19 protein-coding genes are annotated in these 20,143 nt (G+C 59.2%); 11 read left to right on the top strand and 8 right to left on the bottom strand.

Going from position 1 to position 20,143, the window contains the following annotated elements:
• Positions 1-8 precede the first annotated feature (8 nt).
• Genes PS14A_RS11610 through PS14A_RS11595 form a run of 4 tightly spaced genes read right to left on the bottom strand, consistent with a single transcriptional unit; the run spans position 9 to position 5,285 of the window.
• A complete protein-coding gene (locus tag PS14A_RS11610) occupies positions 9-1,769 on the bottom strand; it encodes an ABC transporter ATP-binding protein (RefSeq protein ID WP_212616221.1) in 1,761 nt (586 codons plus the stop codon).
• Entirely contained in the window at positions 1,766-2,959 is a 1,194-nt protein-coding gene (locus tag PS14A_RS11605; RefSeq protein ID WP_212616220.1) for a beta-glucosidase, read from the bottom strand. Before PS14A_RS11605 ends, PS14A_RS11610 begins: the two co-directional genes overlap by 4 nt.
• A complete protein-coding gene (gene glf, locus PS14A_RS11600; RefSeq protein ID WP_212616219.1) occupies positions 2,956-4,128 on the bottom strand; it encodes a UDP-galactopyranose mutase in 1,173 nt (390 codons plus the stop codon). The genes PS14A_RS11605 and glf overlap by 4 nt, the downstream gene beginning before the upstream one ends.
• Positions 4,116-5,285 carry a glycosyltransferase family 1 protein gene (locus PS14A_RS11595; RefSeq protein ID WP_212616218.1) on the bottom strand — a complete coding sequence of 390 codons (1,170 nt, stop codon included), beginning with the start codon at positions 5,283-5,285 and terminating at the stop codon, positions 4,116-4,118. The genes glf and PS14A_RS11595 overlap by 13 nt, the downstream gene beginning before the upstream one ends.
• Positions 5,286-5,604: 319 nt before the next feature.
• Here PS14A_RS11595 and galE point away from each other — a divergent pair, with 319 nt between their 5' ends.
• Positions 5,605-6,630 carry a UDP-glucose 4-epimerase GalE gene (gene galE, locus PS14A_RS11590; protein WP_212616303.1) on the top strand — a complete coding sequence of 342 codons (1,026 nt, stop codon included), beginning with the start codon at positions 5,605-5,607 and terminating at the stop codon, positions 6,628-6,630.
• A gap of 13 nt (positions 6,631-6,643) precedes the next feature.
• Here galE and PS14A_RS11585 read toward each other — a convergent pair whose 3' ends face one another.
• Positions 6,644-6,958, bottom strand: a complete 315-nt coding sequence (locus PS14A_RS11585) for a hypothetical protein (protein WP_212616217.1) — start codon at positions 6,956-6,958, stop codon at positions 6,644-6,646.
• A 320-nt stretch (positions 6,959-7,278) separates the two neighbouring features.
• On the opposite strand from PS14A_RS11585, the gene cyoA reads away from it, so the two are divergent.
• From cyoA to PS14A_RS11535, 10 genes are all read left to right on the top strand, one after another.
• Positions 7,279-8,208: a ubiquinol oxidase subunit II gene (gene cyoA / locus PS14A_RS11580; RefSeq protein WP_110646534.1), complete on the top strand. Its 930-nt coding sequence runs from the start codon at positions 7,279-7,281 to the stop codon at positions 8,206-8,208.
• A 3-nt stretch (positions 8,209-8,211) separates the two neighbouring features.
• The gene (gene cyoB / locus PS14A_RS11575) at positions 8,212-10,185 is read left to right on the top strand and encodes a cytochrome o ubiquinol oxidase subunit I (protein WP_039760284.1); all 1,974 of its coding nucleotides are present in this window, start codon (positions 8,212-8,214) and stop codon (positions 10,183-10,185) included.
• A 2-nt stretch (positions 10,186-10,187) separates the two neighbouring features.
• On the top strand, positions 10,188-10,802 hold the full coding sequence (locus tag PS14A_RS11570; protein WP_110599448.1) for a cytochrome o ubiquinol oxidase subunit III: 615 nt from the start codon (positions 10,188-10,190) through the stop codon (positions 10,800-10,802).
• A 1-nt stretch (position 10,803) separates the two neighbouring features.
• The gene (cyoD, locus tag PS14A_RS11565) at positions 10,804-11,142 is read left to right on the top strand and encodes a cytochrome o ubiquinol oxidase subunit IV (protein WP_212616216.1); all 339 of its coding nucleotides are present in this window, start codon (positions 10,804-10,806) and stop codon (positions 11,140-11,142) included.
• Entirely contained in the window at positions 11,100-12,125 is a 1,026-nt protein-coding gene (gene cyoE, locus PS14A_RS11560; RefSeq protein ID WP_212616215.1) for a heme o synthase, read from the top strand. The genes cyoD and cyoE overlap by 43 nt, the downstream gene beginning before the upstream one ends.
• Positions 12,118-12,378, top strand: coding sequence for a metallothionein (locus tag PS14A_RS11555; protein WP_130909773.1), 261 nt, complete (start codon positions 12,118-12,120; stop codon positions 12,376-12,378). The genes cyoE and PS14A_RS11555 overlap by 8 nt, the downstream gene beginning before the upstream one ends.
• Before the next feature lie 47 nt (positions 12,379-12,425).
• A complete protein-coding gene (locus PS14A_RS11550) occupies positions 12,426-12,668 on the top strand; it encodes a DUF2934 domain-containing protein (protein WP_130909772.1) in 243 nt (80 codons plus the stop codon).
• Between the two features lie 40 nt (positions 12,669-12,708).
• Positions 12,709-13,884 carry an MFS transporter gene (locus tag PS14A_RS11545; RefSeq protein WP_212616214.1) on the top strand — a complete coding sequence of 392 codons (1,176 nt, stop codon included), beginning with the start codon at positions 12,709-12,711 and terminating at the stop codon, positions 13,882-13,884.
• Positions 13,885-13,911: 27 nt separating this feature from the next.
• The gene (locus PS14A_RS11540; protein WP_212616213.1) at positions 13,912-14,586 is read left to right on the top strand and encodes a polysaccharide lyase family 7 protein; all 675 of its coding nucleotides are present in this window, start codon (positions 13,912-13,914) and stop codon (positions 14,584-14,586) included.
• 288 nt (positions 14,587-14,874) lie between these two features.
• The gene (locus tag PS14A_RS11535; protein WP_343287057.1) at positions 14,875-16,212 is read left to right on the top strand and encodes an MFS transporter; all 1,338 of its coding nucleotides are present in this window, start codon (positions 14,875-14,877) and stop codon (positions 16,210-16,212) included.
• Positions 16,213-16,219: 7 nt separating this feature from the next.
• Here PS14A_RS11535 and PS14A_RS26765 read toward each other — a convergent pair whose 3' ends face one another.
• The 3 genes from PS14A_RS26765 to PS14A_RS11525 form a co-directional block, all read right to left on the bottom strand.
• The gene (locus tag PS14A_RS26765) at positions 16,220-16,348 is read right to left on the bottom strand and encodes a hypothetical protein (protein WP_282961466.1); all 129 of its coding nucleotides are present in this window, start codon (positions 16,346-16,348) and stop codon (positions 16,220-16,222) included.
• A gap of 655 nt (positions 16,349-17,003) precedes the next feature.
• Positions 17,004-18,119 (bottom strand): caspase family protein, encoded by a 1,116-nt coding sequence (locus PS14A_RS11530; RefSeq protein WP_212616212.1) that lies wholly within the window; start codon positions 18,117-18,119, stop codon positions 17,004-17,006.
• Positions 18,120-18,150: 31 nt separating this feature from the next.
• Positions 18,151-19,950, bottom strand: a complete 1,800-nt coding sequence (locus tag PS14A_RS11525) for an effector-associated domain EAD1-containing protein (RefSeq protein ID WP_212616211.1) — start codon at positions 19,948-19,950, stop codon at positions 18,151-18,153.
• Positions 19,951-20,143 lie beyond the last annotated feature (193 nt).

The raw sequence follows: 20,143 nt of genomic DNA, 5'->3' as shown, positions 1-20,143 counted from the left end.
CAGCGCCTTCAACGGTTGTGCACCATCGCCTGCATCTGCCACAGCGTGCGGAATCGCCCTTGGCTTTCGCGCAGTTCTTCGGGAGTGCCGTCCTGGACGATCTCACCGTCCTCGAGCACCAGCACCCGATCAAAATTGGCGATGGTCGAGAGGCGGTGGGCCACGGCGAGTACCGTGCGGCCGCGCATCAGGTTGCTCAGTGCGCGCTGGATGATCGCTTCGGAATCGGAATCCAGTGCCGAGGTCGCCTCGTCGAGAATCAGGATCGGTGCGTCCTTCAAAAATGCCCGCGCCAGCCCGAGACGCTGGCGCTGCCCACCGGACAAGGTCACCCCGCGCTCACCGACCGGCGTGTGATAACCCTGCGGCAGCGCCTGGACGAACTCGTCGCAAAACGCTTGGTGCGCCGCATCGATGATCTGCTGCTCGGTGGCGTGCGGTTGGCCGTAGCCGATGTTTTCCAGAATGCTGCGATTGAACAGCGTTGGCTCCTGCGGCACTACCGCGATCTGCCGGCGCAGGCTGTCCTGGCTGACGGAGCGGATGTCGCGGTCGTCGATCAGGATCACCCCGCTGCGCACATCATCCAGACGTTGCAGCAAACCGAGCAAGGTCGATTTTCCCGAGCCCGAGGTGCCGGCAATGCCGACGCTTTGCCCGGCCGGAATATCGAGAAAGAAATGCTCGAAGACTTTGCGCCCGTCCGGGTAGGCGTAACTGACGTCGAGCATTTTGATGTGCCCGCGCGTCGGTGCCAGTTCCTCCAAGGCGTCGCTGAGCTCGTGGGGCTGGGCGACGATGCCCAGGGTTTCGCTGATGACGCCCATCTGCTGGCTGGTTTCCACCAATGCCAGCGCCAGCTCGCGCGATCCGTGCAGGATGCGGAAGGTCAATGCGCTGACCATCACCACATCCCCCGCCGTCACCTGTCCCGCTCGCCAGAGCAGAATCGCCCAGCCGAGCATGCCGCCGGCCATAACGGTCAGGCAGATGTCGTGCAGTACCCGGGCTTTTTCCATGTACATCCAGCTGCTGCGGTGCGAATCGGCCTCGATGCCGATCTCGCGCTCCAGGCGCAGGCGCTCGCGTTCACGCCCGGAAAAAGCCTTGATCGTCCATACGTTGGAAACCAGATCGACAATCTCGCCACCGACCCGCGCCGACTGCGAAGCGAAAGCGATGTGGCGGCTGCGGCCGCGCACGCCGAATAGGGTAATCAGCGCGGCGACAACGATCACGCAACCGACCAACGCCAGCGCCATCGCACCGTGCACCGCCAACAGCAAGGCCACGGCACCGATGAAATCCACGCATGGCGGCACGATACGCCAGGTCAGCCCGCCATACACTTTGTCGGCAGCGGCACCGATCGCCGAGACGCGATTGGCCAGCGAACCGGAGAAATGCCGCCGGAAATAACGCATCGGGTGGCCGGTCAGATGATGGAACAGGTCGACGCGCAGATCCGCACAACTGCCGACGATGGTGTGGCAACCGACCCAACCGCCGAGGCGCCACAGCAGGTTTTCCATCACGATCAATGCCATGAACAGGCCGAACGCGTGCCAGACCTGTTCCGCCGCCGACCCGGCGGCCATGGCATCGACCAGCAGTTTCATGCCGTATTGCACTACTACCGCGCAGCACGCCGCGCCGATCACCAGGCCGACCATGGCGATGAAGTGCGCCGGGCGGATGCTTATGTAGCGCCATAGAAACGCGGCGGCTGACGCCGGCAACGGTTCATCGCGCCTGCGCTGAAAGTTCATCTCCCCTGCCCCTCAACACGCCGGCCATTGACCCTGGGCAAACACTCGGCAACCCGTTCTGGCACCTGCGCCAGCTCGACGTGCAGGGGATGAAACGCCGCGCGCTCGCCCTCGCCATCTGGGTAGCCAAACACACCGGTGGGGCAATAACGGCCGTTATCCCAGCCCGGATAATCGAGAAACGGGTACCAGCAAATCCCCTGCACCGGCACACCGCGTTCAAGGGCCAGCAGCGTCTGCTCGACGATGTAAGCCAGCCACGGCAGGCGTTCTTCATCTTCGGCACCGGTTTCAGCGATCAGCACTGGCCGCTGATAACGCTGGTGCAGTTCCTTGAGCATGCCCGACAACGGCCGGAAGTCGCGCTCGCCGCGAAGGATCCGTCGGCCGTGGAAATACCACTGGTTATGCGCATAGAAATTGGCGCCGACGATATCCAGGTAATGCTCCTGCCCACCCAGACCCGGCCATTCGCGGCCGGTGAGCAGATCCCACGCCTGGAATTGCGACAATCGATAGGCTTCCGCCGCTTCGATATCGTCGCTGCGCCTGGAGCCAGCGATTACATGGATCAACGGGTCGCACTGGACGAATCGCGCATTCGGCGCCTGTTCGCGAATCGCTTCGATCGCAGCAATGCTCGCCCGCACCAGTTGATGCTTGAGTTCCTGCGCGCGCCCGCGTGCGTTCGGGTTGAAGTACGCCACCTCGCCTCCCGCCCAACTCCAGAAGGAAATCTCGTTGATCGGCGAGTAGAACGGCACGCTTACGCCTTCGTCCATCATCAGCTTCGCTGCAGCAGCGGCGAAACGGGCGAAGCGCTCGACGAACGCCGGGCGCCAGATATCCAGATCATCCGGGTAGCCGTAATGGCACAGATCCCAGACCACCTGCACTTGCTGCGCTTGCGCCGCTTTGAGCATCGGCATAAAACTGCTCCAGTCATAGCGCCCGGGGCTGCGCTCGATCAGGTGCCAGCGCAAGCCGTCGCGGGCGCAACGAATGTTCAACCCGCTCAGTCGCTGGTAGTCCTTGGCGACCCAGCGCGCATGCCCGGTGTCGGCCAGCAGATCCAGGCGCCGACCGTCCTGGCGGCGCTGGCTGGAACATTCGAAACCGGCCATGACGAAGCTGCTGAAGATCGAAGAAGCATCTGCGCCGGGCTCGTCGCCTTTCGGCTGCGCGGTCATGGAATATCGACCTCGGTTTCAGCCGTGGTTTCTGCCTGCGCGGCCTGGATATCCCGATACAAGGCCAGCGCCTGGCCCACCACCTGATCCATGTTGTAATACTTGTAGGTGCCCAGTCGGCCAAGGAATGTGACGTTCGGGATCTGCTCGGCGAGCGCGCGATAGCGTTTGTACAGCTCAGCGTTTTCTGCGCGCGGCACCGGGTAATACGGGTCGCCATCGTCACACGGATATTCGTAAGTGATGCTGGTGCACGGGTGCGTTTGCCCGGTCAGGTGTTTGTATTCAGTGATGCGCGTATACGGCACATCCGGGTGCGGATAATTCACTACCGCCACTGGCTGATAGTGTTCCTGCTCGAGGGTCTGGTGTTCGAAGCGCAAGGACCGATACGGCAAACGGCCCAACTGGAAATCGAAGTATTCGTCGATCGGGCCGCAGTAGATCAGATGCGCGTACTGCACCTCGTCGCGTACAGCCTTGAAATCGGTGCCGAGCAACAGATCGATGTTCGGGTGATCGAGCATGCGTTCGAACATTTGCGTGTAGCCGCCCGAGGGCATGATCTGGAAGGTGTCACCGAAATAGCGGTCGTCTTCGCTGGTCCGCGTGGGGATGCGCGAGGTCACCGATTTGTCCAGCTGCGAAGGATCCAGCCCCCATTGCTTGCGCGTGTAGCCACGGAAAAATTTCTCGTAGAGTTCACGGCCGATCTGATTGACCACGACGTCTTCGGACGTGCGAATGGTCGCCACCGGTTCGGCGCGTTCGGCGAGGAAAACCTCGGCTTCCGCGGAGGACATCGACAAGCCGTAGAGCTTATTCAATGTGGTCAGATTGATTGGAATCGGCACCAGTTGACCGTCGACCCGAGCGAGGACTCGATGCTCGTAAGGTCGCCATTCGGTGAAGCGCGACAGGTAATCGACAATGCGCTGGGCATTGGTGTGAAAGATGTGCGGGCCATAACGATGCACCAGCACGCCGGCGGCGTCGTAGTGATCGTAGGCATTGCCGGCGATGTGCGGGCGCCGGTCGATCAGCAATACCCGGCGGCCCAATCCTTCGGCCAGTCGCTCGGCGATGACACTGCCGGCGAATCCCGCACCGACGATCAGATAGTCGTAGGCCTGGCCGGACTTTGCGCGCTCAAGGCTTATCGTAGGCATTCGATCTGCTCCTGCATGAAGCGGCTGGTGTTGTCCCACGACATGCCGGCGATTGCGGCATCGGCGCGCTGCAAAAATTCGATGGTGCCTTTGAGTGGCAAAGCTTTTTCGATCACCTCGACGAAGGCCTCGGCGGTGTCGGCAATGAACACCGCACCACTCTGGCCGTAGCCGCTGATCACATCGTGAATCGGCGTCGACACCACTGGGCAACCGCCAGCGAGGTATTCGGGAGTCTTGGTCGGGCTGATGTAACGCGTGGAGGCGTTGAGGGCGAACGGCATCAGTGCCACGTCCCAGCCAGCGAGGTAGTCCGGCAGCTCGGCATATTGCTTGCCGCCCAGATAATGAATGTTCGGCCGTTGCGGCAGCGTCTGCGGATCGATCTTCACCACCGGACCGATTAGCACGACCTGCCAGTCGGGACGCATTGCCGCCACGCGGTCAATCAATTCGATATCGAAGCGTTCGTCGATCACACCAAAGAAGCCCAGGCGTGGCCGCGCTATGGATGCTTGATCGGGCGGTTCCGGCAGTGCCTGCCGCGCCGCCGCGAAATGCGCGATGTCGACGCTGCTCGGTACCGGATAGGCATTGCCGTGCTGGCGCTGCTTGACCTCCCACAGACTGAAGCCACCGGTAAACACCACGTCAGCCCGGGCGAGCAGTTGCTGCTCCATGTCGATCAAGCGCGCCGGTGCGCCCATGAACGCCGACAGTTCATCCATGCAGTCGTAGATGGTGACCCGAGCGTCGAGGTGCTCGGTAAACAGCAGGCTCATCGGCGTGAAATACCACAGCAAAAGATCGCCCTGAACGCGTCCGGCGAGGTGCTCATCGAGCAATTGTCTCTGCGCCTGCTCGATCGCCTCGCCACTCATGCCGATCGGCAATTGCGGCACCGCCACTTCTATTCCCGCCGCCGGATTCGAAAGCTCGAGTCTGGGCGTGGCGTCTTCGGCAAATACCGGCTCTTCGAAAAACACCACGTCGTAGTGTTTGGCCAATCGCGACATGACGTGCTGCGGCCGTTGATAGACAAATCCCCAGCGCAGATGCGACAGGCACACCAGTGTGGGCCGCACTTGAAGAGATGCGTCGAGAGCATTTTGCGCACTCGCCAGTGCGAGGGCCTCGGGTTGTTCTGCCAGGTTCATAGCCAGCTCCTCATCAAAAAAAACAAGACGACTCAGTGCCGAGCCACCGGGCCGTCACACTTGTCGACACTGCAAGTGCAGGGCATTTCTCGATGAGGCCGTAAGGCTCTTGAAGGTTGGAATCACGGCGTTCACACGACGTTCAGCCCAACCTTGAACACAGCCGATGAACTGCACATACCGGCTGGCAAACAAGGTTGAACTTGCCGATCAATCCAGCCCCTACCGTCCAGAACAACCATGGTTTTTGCCGCCGCACAGGCGCATCGAAACCATCTACGAAGCCATCGCCGATGGCGTCACTTGTGAGGGCGGGCGCATGATCTTGATTACGGGTGGTGCGGGATACATTGGTGCGCATGTCGCACTGCAATGGCTGGGCAACGGCGAGGATGTGGTGATCCTCGACAACTTGTGCAACAGCCAACGCGCGGCGATCGAGCGCATCAGTACGCTGGCCGGAAAACGACCGGAGTTCATCCAGGGCGATGTACGCAATCGACGACTGCTCGACAACCTTTTGCGGGACTATCCGATCGACGCCGTGGTGCATTGCGCCGGGTTGAAAGCGGTCGGCGAAAGCGTGCGTGAACCCCTGCGCTATTTCGACACCAATGTCGGCGGCAGCCTGACCTTGTGCCAGGCCATGGCTCAGGCCGGGGTGTTCCACCTGTTGTTCAGTTCATCGGCCACCGTGTATGGCGACTGCGCCACCCTGCCGATCAACGAAAACTGCGCCACCGGCCAGCCGAACAATCCTTACGGCATGTCGAAACTGATGTCGGAAAACATCATGAAGAGTGTCGTCAGTTCCGACCCGCGCTGGTCGATCGGCTTGCTGCGTTATTTCAATCCGATCGGTGCGCACCCTTCCGGCCTGCTCGGCGAGGCACCCACCAGCACGCCCAACAATCTGCTGCCCTATCTGCTGGAAGTTGCCAGTGGCCAGCGCGCGCAACTGTCAGTGTTCGGCAACGATTACCCGACCCCGGACGGCACCGGCATTCGCGATTATCTGCACGTCGTCGACCTTGCGCTCGGGCACGTCTGCGCGCTCGACGCCTTGCGCGATCGCCATGGTGTGAGCATCTGGAACCTCGGTACCGGACGCGGCTATTCGGTGTTGGAGGTGATCAGCGCCTTCGAGCAAGTGACCGGTATCAAGATCCCTTTGCGGATTGAAGCAAGGCGCCCCGGCGACATCTCGCGATGCTGGGCGGACCCGCAAAAAGCCCTCGAAGAACTGGGCTGGCAGGCGAGCCGTTCACTGCCGTGCATGCTCGCCGATGCCTGGCGCTGGCAGTGCAATCAACTCGGCCAGGTTGAGGTTCGCCAGGCCAATTGAAAGCTGCGCACGGTCACTCATTATCGTGACCGTGCGCATCGGCACAGGACAATCGTCCGGACTCGCCGCCGGCGATTCGTTCTGCCTGATCGATGCCACGCTTGAGCGCGTCCTCGACTTCCCATTCCACGCCGGGCAATGTCCTGATGCGCTCGTAGGCGCACTCGCCGGTTGCGGTGTAAACGCTGATGAACATTTCGACGTCGCCATCATCGGCTTCCCGTGCCCGTACCTCGATATGACAGCCGTTTTCAACCTCTTCGGTATGGCACTTTTCGGCCTTTTCCGTCGCCTTCCATTTGTTGTAGGTTTCGCCGCGTTTGAACATGTCGTACTCCTGAACTCAACTCGCTCACGTCAAAGATCTTTCCTTTGGCGGAATAATTCCAAGGATTGCCAAGAGGCATTTTCAGCATAGCGCGTTGATTCGCGCCCGCCGTTTCGCTAGTTCAACCGTTCGTCAGCTTGCGTAACATTCTGTAAAACCAACGCCGGAATGCTCATTCAAAAAGTTCGTGGCCCAGGCGAGCTCAAGTACAACTCGTTATTCAGCCCAGTGCGATTAGCCGGTACAGAAACAGGGTTTTCTGTCCATGGCCAACTGTTGCCCGAAGAAAACAAGGATCGATATAAAGAACAGGAGCATGTATGAAGCGAACAATCAGCTATTGCCTGGTCTATCTCGCTACCAGCGTTCTGCTCGCCGGTTGCAATCTGGTGGTGTTCAACCCCAAGGGCGATGTTGCCCGAGATGAACGCGACCTGATCATTCTCGCCACGGGCCTGATGCTGTTGGTGGTGATCCCGGTCATCGTCATGACCTTCCTGTTCGCCTATCGCTACCGCGCGACCAACAAGAAGGCCCGTTATTCGCCGCGTTGGGCCAGTTCGCACAAGATCGAAGCGGTGGTCTGGGGCGTGCCGTTCCTGATTATTTGCGTACTCGGCTGGGTGACCTGGGAAACCACCCACGCACTCGATCCCTATCGCCCGCTGGATTCCGACGTGCCGCACCTCAATGTGCAAGTGGTGGCAACGGACTGGAAATGGCTGTTCATTTATCCCGATCTGGGCATTGCCTCGGTCAATGAACTGGCGATACCGGTGAATACGCCGGTAAGTTTTACCGTCACTTCCGACGCGGCCATGACTTCATTCTTTATTCCGGCACTCGGTGGGCAGATATATGCCATGGCCGGCATGCAGACCAAGTTGCATTTGATCGCCAATGAAATCGGCCAGTATCGCGGGATTGCTGCTAACTATAACGGCCACGGTTTTTCCGACATGCACTTCAGCACCCTGGCACTCAGTGGCGCTGATTACGAGGCGTGGGTCAACAAAGTCAAAGCGGCGCCCGGGCAACTTGATCAAGCCAGTTATGCCGAGTTGGCCAAGCCTTCAGTGGCGCACAAGATCACTTATTACTCGGCTGTGCAGGAGCGACTGTTTCTCGACATCGTCGACAAGTACGAAGGAATGAACAAAGCACCGCGCAAGAAGGAAACCCAGGTGCAACGCAACGGCGACGATGTGCGCGTCAATCAACAACCGAGTCTGCTGGCCGAGGAGCGTTAAATCATGTTCGGGAAACTTTCATGGGACGCGGTTCCATTGCACGAGCCGATTGTCATGTACACCCTGGCTATCGTCGGCCTGATGGGTTTTGCCCTGGTCGGTACCGTCACCTGGAAGCGCAAGTGGGGTTACCTCTGGCGCGAGTGGTTCACTTCGGTCGACCACAAGAAGATCGGCTGCATGTACATCATCGTCGCGCTGGTCATGCTGCTGCGTGGTTTCTCCGACGCGATCATGATGCGTACCCAGCAGGCCATGGCTTCGAGCGGCGGCCCGGGTTATCTGCCGCCGGAACACTACGACCAGATCTTCACTGCCCACGGCGTGATCATGATTTTCTTCATGGCCATGCCGTTCGTGGTCGGCCTGATGAACATCGTCGTGCCACTGCAGATCGGCGCTCGCGACGTCGCCTACCCGTTCCTCAATGCGCTGAGTTTCTGGCTGTTCGTCGTGGGTGCGGCACTGGTGAACATCTCGCTGGGCGTCGGTGAATTCGCCCGCACCGGGTGGGTCGCCTACCCGCCCCTGTCCGAACTTGGCTACAGCCCCGGGGTCGGGGTGGATTACTACATCTGGTCATTACAGATATCCGGCATAGGGACGCTGTTAACCGGGGTTAACTTCTTCGTGACCATTCTGAAGATGCGCACCGAAGGCATGACCCTGTTCAAGATGCCGGTGTTCACCTGGAACGCACTGTGCACCTCGATCCTGATTCTCGCTGCGTTTCCGATCCTTACCGCCACCCTGCTGATGCTGACCCTCGATCGTTATCTGGGCATGCATTTTTTCACCAACGAGGCCGGCGGCAACCCGATGATGTACGTCAACCTCATCTGGGCCTGGGGCCATCCGGAGGTGTACATCCTGATCCTGCCGGCGTTCGGGATCTTCTCGGAGATCGCCGCGACCTTCAGCAGCAAGCGCCTGTTCGGCTATGTCTCGCTGGTGTGGGCGACGATTGCGATCACCATCCTGTCGTTCATCGTCTGGCTGCACCACTTCTTCACCATGGGCGCGGGGGCCAACGTCAACGCGTTCTTCGGCATCATGACGATGATCATTGCAGTGCCGACCGGGGTGAAGATCTTCACTTGGCTGTTCACCATGTATCGCGGCCGCGTGCGCTTCGAAACGCCGATGCTGTGGACGCTGGGCTTTATCGTCACGTTCAGTATCGGCGGCATGACCGGCGTGCTGCTGGCGGTGCCCGGGGCCGACTTCCTGCTGCACAACAGCCTGTTCCTGATCGCCCACTTCCATAATGTGATCATCGGTGGCGCGGTGTTCGGCTACATGGCCGGGCTGACTTACTGGTTCCCGAAAGCCTTCGGTTTCCGCCTCAATGATCGGCTCGGGCGCATCGCGTTCTGGTGCTGGCTGGTGGGTTTCTACTTCGCCTTCATGCCGTCTTACGTGCTGGGTTTCATGGGCATGACCCGGCGCCTGAACCATTTCGACAACCCGGCCTGGCAACCGTGGCTGCTGCTGGAACTGTTTGGCGTCGGCATCATTCTTTGTGGCGTGTCCGCGCAGGCGTTGCAGCTCTACGTGAGTATTCGCAACCGCGCGAAACTGCGCGACCTCACTGGCGACCCGTGGGACGGCCGTACGCTGGAATGGGCCACGGCCTCGCCGCCGCCGTTCTACAACTTCGCCGAGCAACCGAAAGTCAACGACCTCGACGCCTATTGGGGCATGAAGGAGCGCGGCGTCAGCACCCTCAGCCACACCGACTACCGCGCCATTCACATGCCGCGCAATACCTCCGCCGGCCTGGTGATCAGTGTCTTCGCGCTGATCTGCAGCTTCGCCTTGGTCTGGCATATCTGGTGGCTGGCGATCTTCGGCCTGGTCGCTTCGGTAGTGGCAATGATTGTGCGCAGCTATGACGAAGACATCGACTATTTCGTCCCTGCGCAGGAAGTGGCGCGGATTGAAAAAGCACGTCTCAAAGACTTGGCGGAGGCCTGATCATGTCCAATATCGTTCTGGATAAAGACATCGCCCACAGCCATGAACATGGCCATGAAGACGCGGGCTCGATGCGCATTTTCGGTTTCTGGATCTACCTGATGACCGACTGCATCCTGTTTGCGACGCTGTTCGCAGGCTATGCCGTACTGCGTGACAGCGTCGCTGGCGGGCCTTCGACCGTCGACATTTTCGAATTGCCCTACGTCCTTGCCGAAACCGCGTTGCTGCTGCTCAGCAGCATCACTTACGGCTACGCGATGCTGGCGATGAACCGTAATGACAAAGCCCATGTGCTGCGCTGGCTCGGCGTCACCTTCGTGCTGGGTTGCGGCTTCATCGCCATGGAGATCAACGAATTCCATCATCTGATCGCAGAAGGCTACGGGCCGGATCGCAGCGGTTTCCTCACCGCGTTCTTCACCCTCGTCGGCACCCACGGCGCGCACGTGCTCAGTGGTCTGGTGTGGATGGCGGTGTTGATGCTGCAAGTAAGCAGCCGGGGCCTGACCAATACCAACACCACGCGGCTGAGCTGCCTGAGTCTGTTCTGGCACTTCCTCGATGTGGTGTGGATCTGCGTGTTTACCGTGGTTTATCTGCTGGGGGTGGTGTGACATGTATAACCAGAGTCCGATTCACAGCAGTGCCGGCACCAGCCATGGCACCAGTCGTTCATACATGGTCGGTTTCATCATTTCGGTGATCCTGACGGCGATTCCCTTTGGCCTGGTCATGTACCCGACGTTGCCGCGTAGCGTCACTGCCTGGGTGGTGGTCGCGCTCGGCGTGGTACAGGTTTTCGCCCACCTCAAATACTTCCTGCATCTGGACACTGCCAAGGAGCAGCGCTGGAACCTCAGAGCGCTGATTTTTTCAGTGGTGATCATTCTTCTGCTGGTTGGGCTTTCGCTATGGATCATGGACAGCATTCACCACAACATGCTGGCGCACTGAAGCAATGGCGGCTGTCGCTGAATGTCGGGCTGGAACTGACCAAGCCCGGCATTATCGTCGGCAATCTGGCTTCGGTGTTCGGTGGCTATCTGCTTGCTGCGGACGGGCGTCCGGTCTCCCTGGCGCACCTGTTGGCCTCGCTGCTCGGCACCGCACTGGTCATCGCTTGCGGATGCGTGATCAATAACTGCGTCGACCGCGATATCGATCGGCGCATGGTGCGCACCTGTCATCGGGCCTTGGCGGTTCGCGCAGTCTCGCTGCCTAGCGCGTTGTGCTATGCGGCGGTGCTGGGTGTGATCGGCTTCGGTTTGCTGTGGGTCGGCACCACAGGACTGGCCTGCGCCATGGCCGCAGTCGGTCTGATCGTTTATGCGGGCGTTTACACCTGCCTGATGAAACGCCGTTCGCACTGGGGCACGCTGGTCGGCAGCCTGTCCGGGGCCATGCCGCCGGTGGTCGGTTATTGCGCGGTGACCGCCAGCTTCGATGCCACGGCGCTGATGCTGATCATGGTGTTTTGCTGCTGGCAGATGCCTCACTCCCACGCGATCACCGTCATGCGCCATGAAGATTTTCGTGCCGCCGGGTTGCCGACATTGACGCTCAGCGAGGCGAAACGAGAGATCAATATCTACATGGTCGCCTTCCTGGTCAGCGCGGCGATATTGGGCTGGGTGGCGGATATCAATGCTTCCTATCCGCTGGTGATTGTCGGGTTGGGCGGGTACTGGTTTTATCTGGCATTGCGCCCGGTGCGAAACGCTACCTCGAAGCCTTGGGCGCGGCGCTTGTTCAGCGTGTCGATCGTGCTGATCCTGGCGCTGAATCTCTCTCTGTCGTTGAACGCTGTGTTGCCCTCGCCCTCCGCGTTCTACCGCTCATCGGGCGCCGGGGAGAATCATCAAACGCAGGTGCGGGGCGGGTTATCAGAATCGGTAACGACTGCACCTACAGACTACTTGGAGCAAACCCATGGCTAACGATCTTTCAACAGCCGATTGCGCCTGCCCCGGCTGCACCTGCAAATGCAGCGGCGAGCAAACCTTCGAGCGTGACGGCAAGCAGTTTTGCAGCCAGGCCTGCGCGGATCTTCACCCAAAAGGCCAGCCCTGCCCCTCGTCCTCCTGTCATTGCGAGCAAAACCTTGGGGCTGATGAGCGCAATGTGAGTGACTCGAAACTGGATCAAGCGGTTGAGGAAACGTTTCCCGCCAGCGATCCGATTTCGCCTTGACCCTTTGCCCGAAGGCACTGATTTTTTCATCTGCAGGAGAAAATGAAATGGACGAGGAAACCATCCGCAAAATCGCCTATCGGCTCTGGGAAGAGCAAGGCCGGCCGCACGGTAATGATTTCGAGCACTGGTTGCAGGCGCGCGCCGAGCTCGATGCGTTCGATTCCGATGGCTTGCCCGGTTCGGTAGCCAGCAGCGTAGCGCCGCCGGCACCACGCAAAAAGGCCAAGGCTGCGACCACTGCTCCTACCACCAGAACCCGCAAGAAAAACACCTCCGCGGCCAAATGACCGGTCTTGAAAGCCGCGTGACTGCCGGAGCAAAGGGCTCGTGAGGCGCGGCATAAACCTGGTACTGGCAGCCTTCGCGCTGACGGCGCTGTCCTATGGACTGGCGCGCTTCGCCTATGGATTGCTGCTGCCACAGATTCGTCAGGATCTGGCACTGAGTGTGTCCGCTGCGGGATGGATCGGTGGCGGTGCTTTTGCGGCTTATTGTCTGGGCATCGTTGCGACATTCGTGCTCAGCGCAAAGGTCAGTCCGCGCGGGTTGACGGTGATGGCCGGAGCCGCCGCTTCGCTCGGGATGGCGTTGATTGTCATCGCTTCATCCGGTTTGGCGTTGGGTTGCGGCGTGGCGCTCGCGGGATTGAGCACGGGACTGACCTCGCCGCCGTTGGCCAGCGCGGTTGCGGCGCGTCTTGACGATACCGACCGTCCGCGCGCCAATGGCTTTATCAATGCCGGGACGGCGGCGGGTATCGTTTTTTCCGGCCTGGCGGCGATATTGGCGGCCGGGCAGTGGCGGCAACTCTACGCGCTGTTCGGCTTGATCGGCATCGGCGTCACGTTCTGGCTTTGGTTTGCGATACCGCGCCGGATCGTACATGACGTCGGGCAGAATTTTTCTCTGGCAATGTTGCGTCGACCGGGCGTACTGCCGTTGTGCGCCAGTGCTTTTTTGATGGGGTTGGCGAGCACGGCGATCTGGACATTTGGTGCCGACATTCTGCGCAGCGAGGCTGGGTTCTCCGATCGGTCGATTGCAGGGGCGTGGATAGTGTTGGGGGCCGCGGGCATCAGTGGTTGCGCAACCGGAGTACTGACTGACCGGTTTGGTGTCGTACGCATGCAGCATCTGGCGCTTGCAGGGATCGCCGTCGGCACGCTGGGACTTGCCGCCACCGGCGCTTCTGCCATCTACGGCCTCGCCGCGATGTGCCTGTTTGGCGCGGCCTATATCGTTTCTTCAGGCGTTTATCTGCTGCAAGGCATCCGCCTGTTTGCGGATCGTCCGGACTTGGGATTGGGCATACCGTTTCTGCTTCTGGCACTCGGCCAAACCGCCGGCACGCCGATTTTCGGCGCAGTGCTGGAGGCAACGGGCGTGACCTTTGCCCTGTGTGTTTTCGCGGCGGCCGCTTGCGCCGCCATGGTGCTGTGCCCAAGAGATGGTGAAAGTCCGCGCAGACAGATGTGCCAATCCACCGAAGGCTTGGGTCGCTAATGATTTTTATCGTCAGGAGTACAAACCATGGCCGTAAACATCAGCAATCTCACCCTTTCCACCCCGGTACCCGTTTCGGCAACCAATCCGGTCGCACTTGAGCTCAACGGCGCCGAGGCCATTGCGCAGTTCCCCAGCATCGTCACGGTGCTACCGGACGGTTCGCTGCAACTGTCCGCGCCGACCAAAGGCGCCTCGAGCAAGAGCACTCACCGCACCCGCTGCGAATGGAAAGAATCTTTTTATTGGTCGCTGGGCAGCGCCGCTGACCACCTCAACTATCAGGAAATGACCGTGACCAAGGTCAACTCTGCGCAGAAAGTCGTTATCTCGCAGATGCATGTGAAAAACGACGACAGCCCTGCAATCAAAGTGTTCTGGCAGAAAGGCAACATCACCATGGGCTTCCGCCAGAGCTTCAACCAGCCCACCCCGGTCAACACCACGGTGCTCAAGGGCGTACCGCTGGGGGCGAAGTTCAAGATCACCATTCGCGCCAACTCTGCCGGCGTGGCCCGAGTCACCGTCGACTACAACGGCGTTGTCGGCACATCAGGTGATCTGCAGCTCGATTCAACCTGGAACTCGCAGGTGTTCAATTTCCACGGCGGGGTCTACAACCAGATCGACTACACCGACGCCACGCCGCCCGAGGATGGCTCGATCTGCATCATTAGTGACTTGTTGATTTCGCATACCTAGGCGCTGAAACGAGCAAGGGCCTGCGTCAGCTTCGCTGGCAGGCCCTTGTCAGAGCTGAGCTCGATGGTGGGTTTTCAGCCTCCTCTTCGACTTCAAAATTGCCTGCGTCCTAACGTCGCAGCCTTCGGCTATTGGCAAATCCTGCGCAAACCGTAGAATCCCGCGCGCTCTTGCAAGCGCGCGTCTGGTCACAGACGCGAACTTGCAGGGCTGGCCATGTCGTCCGACGCCACCGCCCTGCCCGATCGGCAGACATTTGCACAACACCTGTTCCAGCCTGGCAACCGCATGCGCAGAGGCGCACGTTGCGCTGTACGATTCCTTGAGGTTTTTATGTCTCCGCGTTTGCTGGCCATGGCGCTGGCGCCCCTGCTCGGGCTGTTCATTATTGCTCTGGGCAATGGTTTTCTGTCTTCCCTGACCACCCTTCGCCTGGACGCCGCCGGCGCCTCGGCGACGATGATCGGAATTGTTTCGTCGGCCTACTTCATCGGCCTGACGCTGGGAGCGGTGTTCAACGACCGGTTGATTCTGCGCATCGGCCATATACGCGCCTACGGCAGCTTCGCCTCGCTGATTGCGGTGACGATTCTGTTGCAGGGTTTGTTCTATGACACTTGGGGCTGGCTGGTCCTGCGCCTGATCAACGGCTGGGCCACGGTCGGTGTGTTTCTGGTGATCGAAAGCTGGCTGCTGCTGGCGGGTGACGAGAAGATTCGCGGGCGCTTGCTCGCGCTGTATATGATCGTCCTTTATGGCGCTGGCGTTTTGGGCCAGGCGACGCTGGGAACCATCACCGGCATGAGCGACAGCGCGCCGTTCATGGTCGCCGGCATGCTCGCTGCGTTGTCGGTGCTGCCGATCGTGATCCTGCCGCGGGTGTCGCCGCTGCTCGATCAGGTCGAGCCGCTCAAGCCCCGCCAACTGCTGGGCGTGACGCCGACCGGGCTGGTCGGCTGTTTCGGCTCGGGGGTGACCATAGCGGCGATCTACACCTTGTTGCCGCTGTATCTGCAACGCAGAGGTCTGGACGTCGGTGAAGTCGGCAGCATGATGGCCTGGACGATTCTCGGCGCGATGTTGCTGCAGTATCCGGTCGGGCGCTGGTCCGACCGCACCGATCGCTTGCAGGTGCTGACGCTGCTGACGGTGGCGTGCACCGCTTTGTCGCTGGTGATTGTTCTGCTGCCGCTGTCCTCGGACATGCTCGCGGCGATGCTGTTTCTGCTCGGTGGCGGTGTCTTCGCGCTGTACCCGGTGGCCGTCAGCCACGCAGCCGACCGCGCCCCGGCCGAAGCGCTGGTGCCGATGATTCAGGGTTTGCTGCTGATCAACTCGCTGGGCTCGGCCATCAGCCCGATGATGATCTCGCCGGTGATGAACTCGTTCGGCGCCAACGGCCTGTTCTGGGTCTTCGCAGTGGTCAATTTGAGCATGGTCAGCTTTTTCTTCTGGCGCCGTGGCAAACGCCCGGTGCCGGCCAACCCCGCACCGTTCACGGCGGCAGCCACCTATTCGCCGACGGGTGCGGAGTTGCGGGTCACCGAGGATTTGCGCGTCGCCGCTGAGGAGCATCCGGCAATGATGGATGCGATCAGCGGGGAACTGGTGACGCAGCCACGGTGACCGCTGATCAGCAACTGCCCGGCGGGATGCCGTCCTTGTTGAAGTCCTTCAAGCGCTCGCGCTCTTCTTCGGTGGAATGCGCCGGGGTCGGTTGATCGGGTACTTCTTGCGGCACTTCAGTTTTTTCCTCAGTCATGGTTCTGCCCTCTTTGTCGATGCTATTTCGGCATCGGCGGAGCGCTGGTGGTTCCGGATTTCGCACCTTGCCCAAGCCATCGACGCGGCAAAAACCAGGAACATCTCGAAGCGTAAACGCACAAAGGCCTGCTTGGCTTTCGCTAGCAGGCCTTTGTTGAAAGATGGTGCCCGAAGCCGGAATCGAACCGGCACGCCCTTACGAGCGGGGGATTTTAAGTCCATATTCTTCTTCTTTTAAATCAAGCACTTAGGTACATGATTTTTCCGCATCGCTCACATTTCTTATCCGATCTAAGACAGCAAAATCAGCACCTCAAAATAAATTGCGGAACGAAATCGGACTGTAGAGAGGCCTGGCCGTCACCGCTCGCCGGTCGACTGGATCGCCGATCAGTTGGGCCATACTCATGGAAAGACGATCAGCCAGCAGTACTGAGCGAGGGTCAAGGATGACGGACTGGACGTGTTAGATATTCTACAGATTGACATGAAGCTATCACTGCTAACTGTCCCCTCGTCTAGCTACGCAGAATGGACTGGTGGACCCAGCTCACAGGGGGGGGCCGGTTTCCGAAGTGGCAAGAAAGGGTGCCCATGCCTGGGCTAGGTGTAGGGGCCTATTGAACATAGGCAGGAATCCCACCTGTCAGTCTTCAAAGGCCGCTATCGGCCATGCCGATGGCAAAATTCTTTAGCTCTTGGTGATGTGGAAAATCCTGCAAAGCCGAGTCGATTAAGGAGTTTTGATTTATTTCAGCCCCACCGCCGCCTTGTCTTAGTGTACGCAGCGCAGCGAACCAGCTAGCGCGGCCGGTCCCCCCCAAGCGCAAGCGGGAAATATCGCCACCGGCACGCAGCCAAATTTCTTGATCCTGAGGCCCTGCCGGATAAAGGTCCGATAAAATTTCTTCGAGTTGGCGCCACACCTTGCCACTCTCTGCTGCCGCAGACGTAGCATCGAGGCGTTTCACTCCGCCAAGCTCAAGCGCAATCGGAAAATTATCTTCCAAATCACTAGCTTTGAAAATGGGATGCTGCTGGCCTGGCATGGCATGACGCACTCTTTCGCTGACGTAATTAAACACCTCAAAAATACGTATCAGCCCATCGCCTTGAGTACGTGCGCCCCCCTTTAAAGCTGCTAACAAATGTTCCGTGAAGAGACTGTTTCGCGCTCCCCCCAAAGCATACGAGTACTCAGTCGCCCTAGACGATGCGATCATTACGCGCCCGGTGCCTTGAGCCAGTTGATTAAGCGATTTCTCATTGAAGCCAAGATCCAGCGTAGCGCTGATGCTCTTAAAGCTCGCGGCGGCGCCTGCATGGCACGCGTCAATCAGGACAACCAAACGCTCAGCCTTAATACGGGCAAGCGCAACGGAGAACTCTTGCTCTGCCAATGTGGTTTGAGCGACACGGTGCGAGTCGCAATCAACGGGCACTAAGGCGCTTTCATCGCCCAAACGGGCACCATGGCCTGAGAAGAAAATCAGAACGGTATCGCCCGGTTGAGCGCGGGCCGCCAGCGCGTCGAGTTCCTGACGGATCGCATCCAGTGTCGCCTGTGTGTCCAGTAGCAGCTTGACGTTCTGCGGAGCGTACCCGCAGTGAGAAGCAGAAGTGAGCGTGGCAACAACATCTTGGGCGTCGTTGAGAACAGAACACGGTAGCACAGGGGCCTGCGCATAATTTGCTACAGCAACGACTAACGCATGCCGATTTGCAGAAGGTGTCTTCTCATCCACCTCGATTACCTCTCGCGTATTCATCCTTACTCCAATGCTCCGTTAGTTGGCACCATTAAAAATGGGCGTCATTATCCAACTCTCTGAGAAGCTCATTCGACGAATACTCGCGCCGCATCTCTCTCAGCAGGTTTCTGACGTGCGGACCCTTTCCGTTCTTAATTTGGACAAGTGCGTGGTGCCAACGACTTCGCCCGCTTCCGCCGTGCTGTAGGTCAGCATTACGACCGCCCGCACGACTCCAAAGCTCTTCGTAATCTGGCCCTTCTGGATACATATCTACGGCCACCGCCTCCAGGCAGTCCCAATCATCCTGCGCCGAGCGCGACGATAACCGAATTCTCCAACGATTGATCGTTCCAAGTAGGTCGGCGCAAAGTCTCAGCGCGGGCCAGATATCGCTGCGGCTTGAGCGAAACTTAAACATCGTATCTGCGGCCCTGGTCCAATTTCTCTTCAAGATCAAGTGACCAAGCGCTTCAGCCTCTGATGCTGACAATACATTTGGCGACTTGGACCAGACATCGAGCCACTGAATCAATCGCGACTCGTTGAACTGATGCAAGATCGCCATGATCTGAATACAGTATCCAGGAGGCGTCTGCCCTTCAAGCGCGAGGTATAGCTCAGATCCAGCAAGCATGAAGGCTTGAAGTCGGGCATCGGGGGGCGAAATTCGACCCTCCGAAGCGTGCTTGAGCCAACCCAAACTAGTCGCACGCAGTAGATTTTCAAGAGCGGGCTCATGCACTCGTCCCCACACCTCCGCCAGCCTCGGATACTCGCTAAGATCGGCCAGAGGTGTGGTGGAAAGCGTGGTAATCAACTGACGGTTAGCTGCCCGACCGTCCAATAGATTCTCCAGGACGCAGAAGAATGCCTCGCATGGCTCTTGCGGCCCGTCCCATGCGGCCGCATTGAGCTCTAACGTTCTGAGCCAAAGCTCTTGTACTCGAGCTTCAGCAATGTTGACGTGGATCAGAAGCTTGGGGTTCTTAGCGACCCGCTCAGCAGCAATGAGCAGTAGCCGCGGTTCCTCTATATTCAGAGTCACCTCAAGCAACTGCGCGGAGACCACGGGATGTAAAACTGCCCGAAGCCCGTCGAGATAGTCCACAGCCACATCGACCGAAAGCTGGCGTTCGACTGCATCCCTCACGTCAAGACACGCCCCTGCCGCTGCGCCGTGAAGCGCGTACCACTGCTTTTGTTTGGCGATTCGCATTACTACATCGCCAACACTTTCAGTCACCTTCCTCGGCACGGCATTGACGAGCCGGTCCTCCAACGCAACGTCTACAGGTAAATGCCTGGAAAGAACCTGTAGGATGTCACCACCCTCCACTACCCAGCGCCAGAATGCAGCGGGGAATTCACTAGCAATCAGACGTGAAGCCCCGTAGATACCGGCGATAATCGCTTTACGCCAGGGTTCAACCGCATCCAGTGCGGACAGCGCATCCTTGATAACGGATAGCATCTGCGCATCTTCGTGAGGCTCGAACTTCTTCTTTGCAGCCCAAGACTCTAGAGCAACCCAGATCCTGCTCGATGAAGCAAAGCCGTCTGCATTTAAATTCCGCAGTTGCAAGACCTGCGCTACAGTCGCGCTGCCTAGCTGCAGCAAAAATTTCTCGATCACTATTTCTTTCGCCGCCGTCCCAATCGAACACTCTGGGGACAGCCGTTCTACCAATCGAATAGTTGCTACGCACTGCTCAAAAGTCGAGCTCATTGAGGTACTAGCATCAAAGACACGCTCTAGCATTGGCAAATCCGCGAATTGTGTAACCTGAGCGCCAATTTCCTGCGCATAACGCAGGATGGGTGCGGCTTCGGTATTGTCACTGAGCATGGCTGCCGCACGCGTCAATGCGCCCGAGCTATTGCCCCCCACGATGCGATGCCCGCCCCACCGCGCAGCTAGCACTGAAGGCGAACACACAATTGTAGGCTCTGGTAGCTCAACAACATCATGCGGACCAAAGCTGAGCCGAAAAGCAAAGCGTGTGCGGATGGCTGGCCAGCAGTTAGCCCAAAGAGCCGTT

The organism is Pseudomonas sp. 14A (assembly GCF_018132745.1).
Taxonomy (GTDB): domain Bacteria; phylum Pseudomonadota; class Gammaproteobacteria; order Pseudomonadales; family Pseudomonadaceae; genus Aquipseudomonas; species Aquipseudomonas mercuritolerans.
This window is presented reverse-complemented; position numbering and strand designations above follow the sequence as displayed.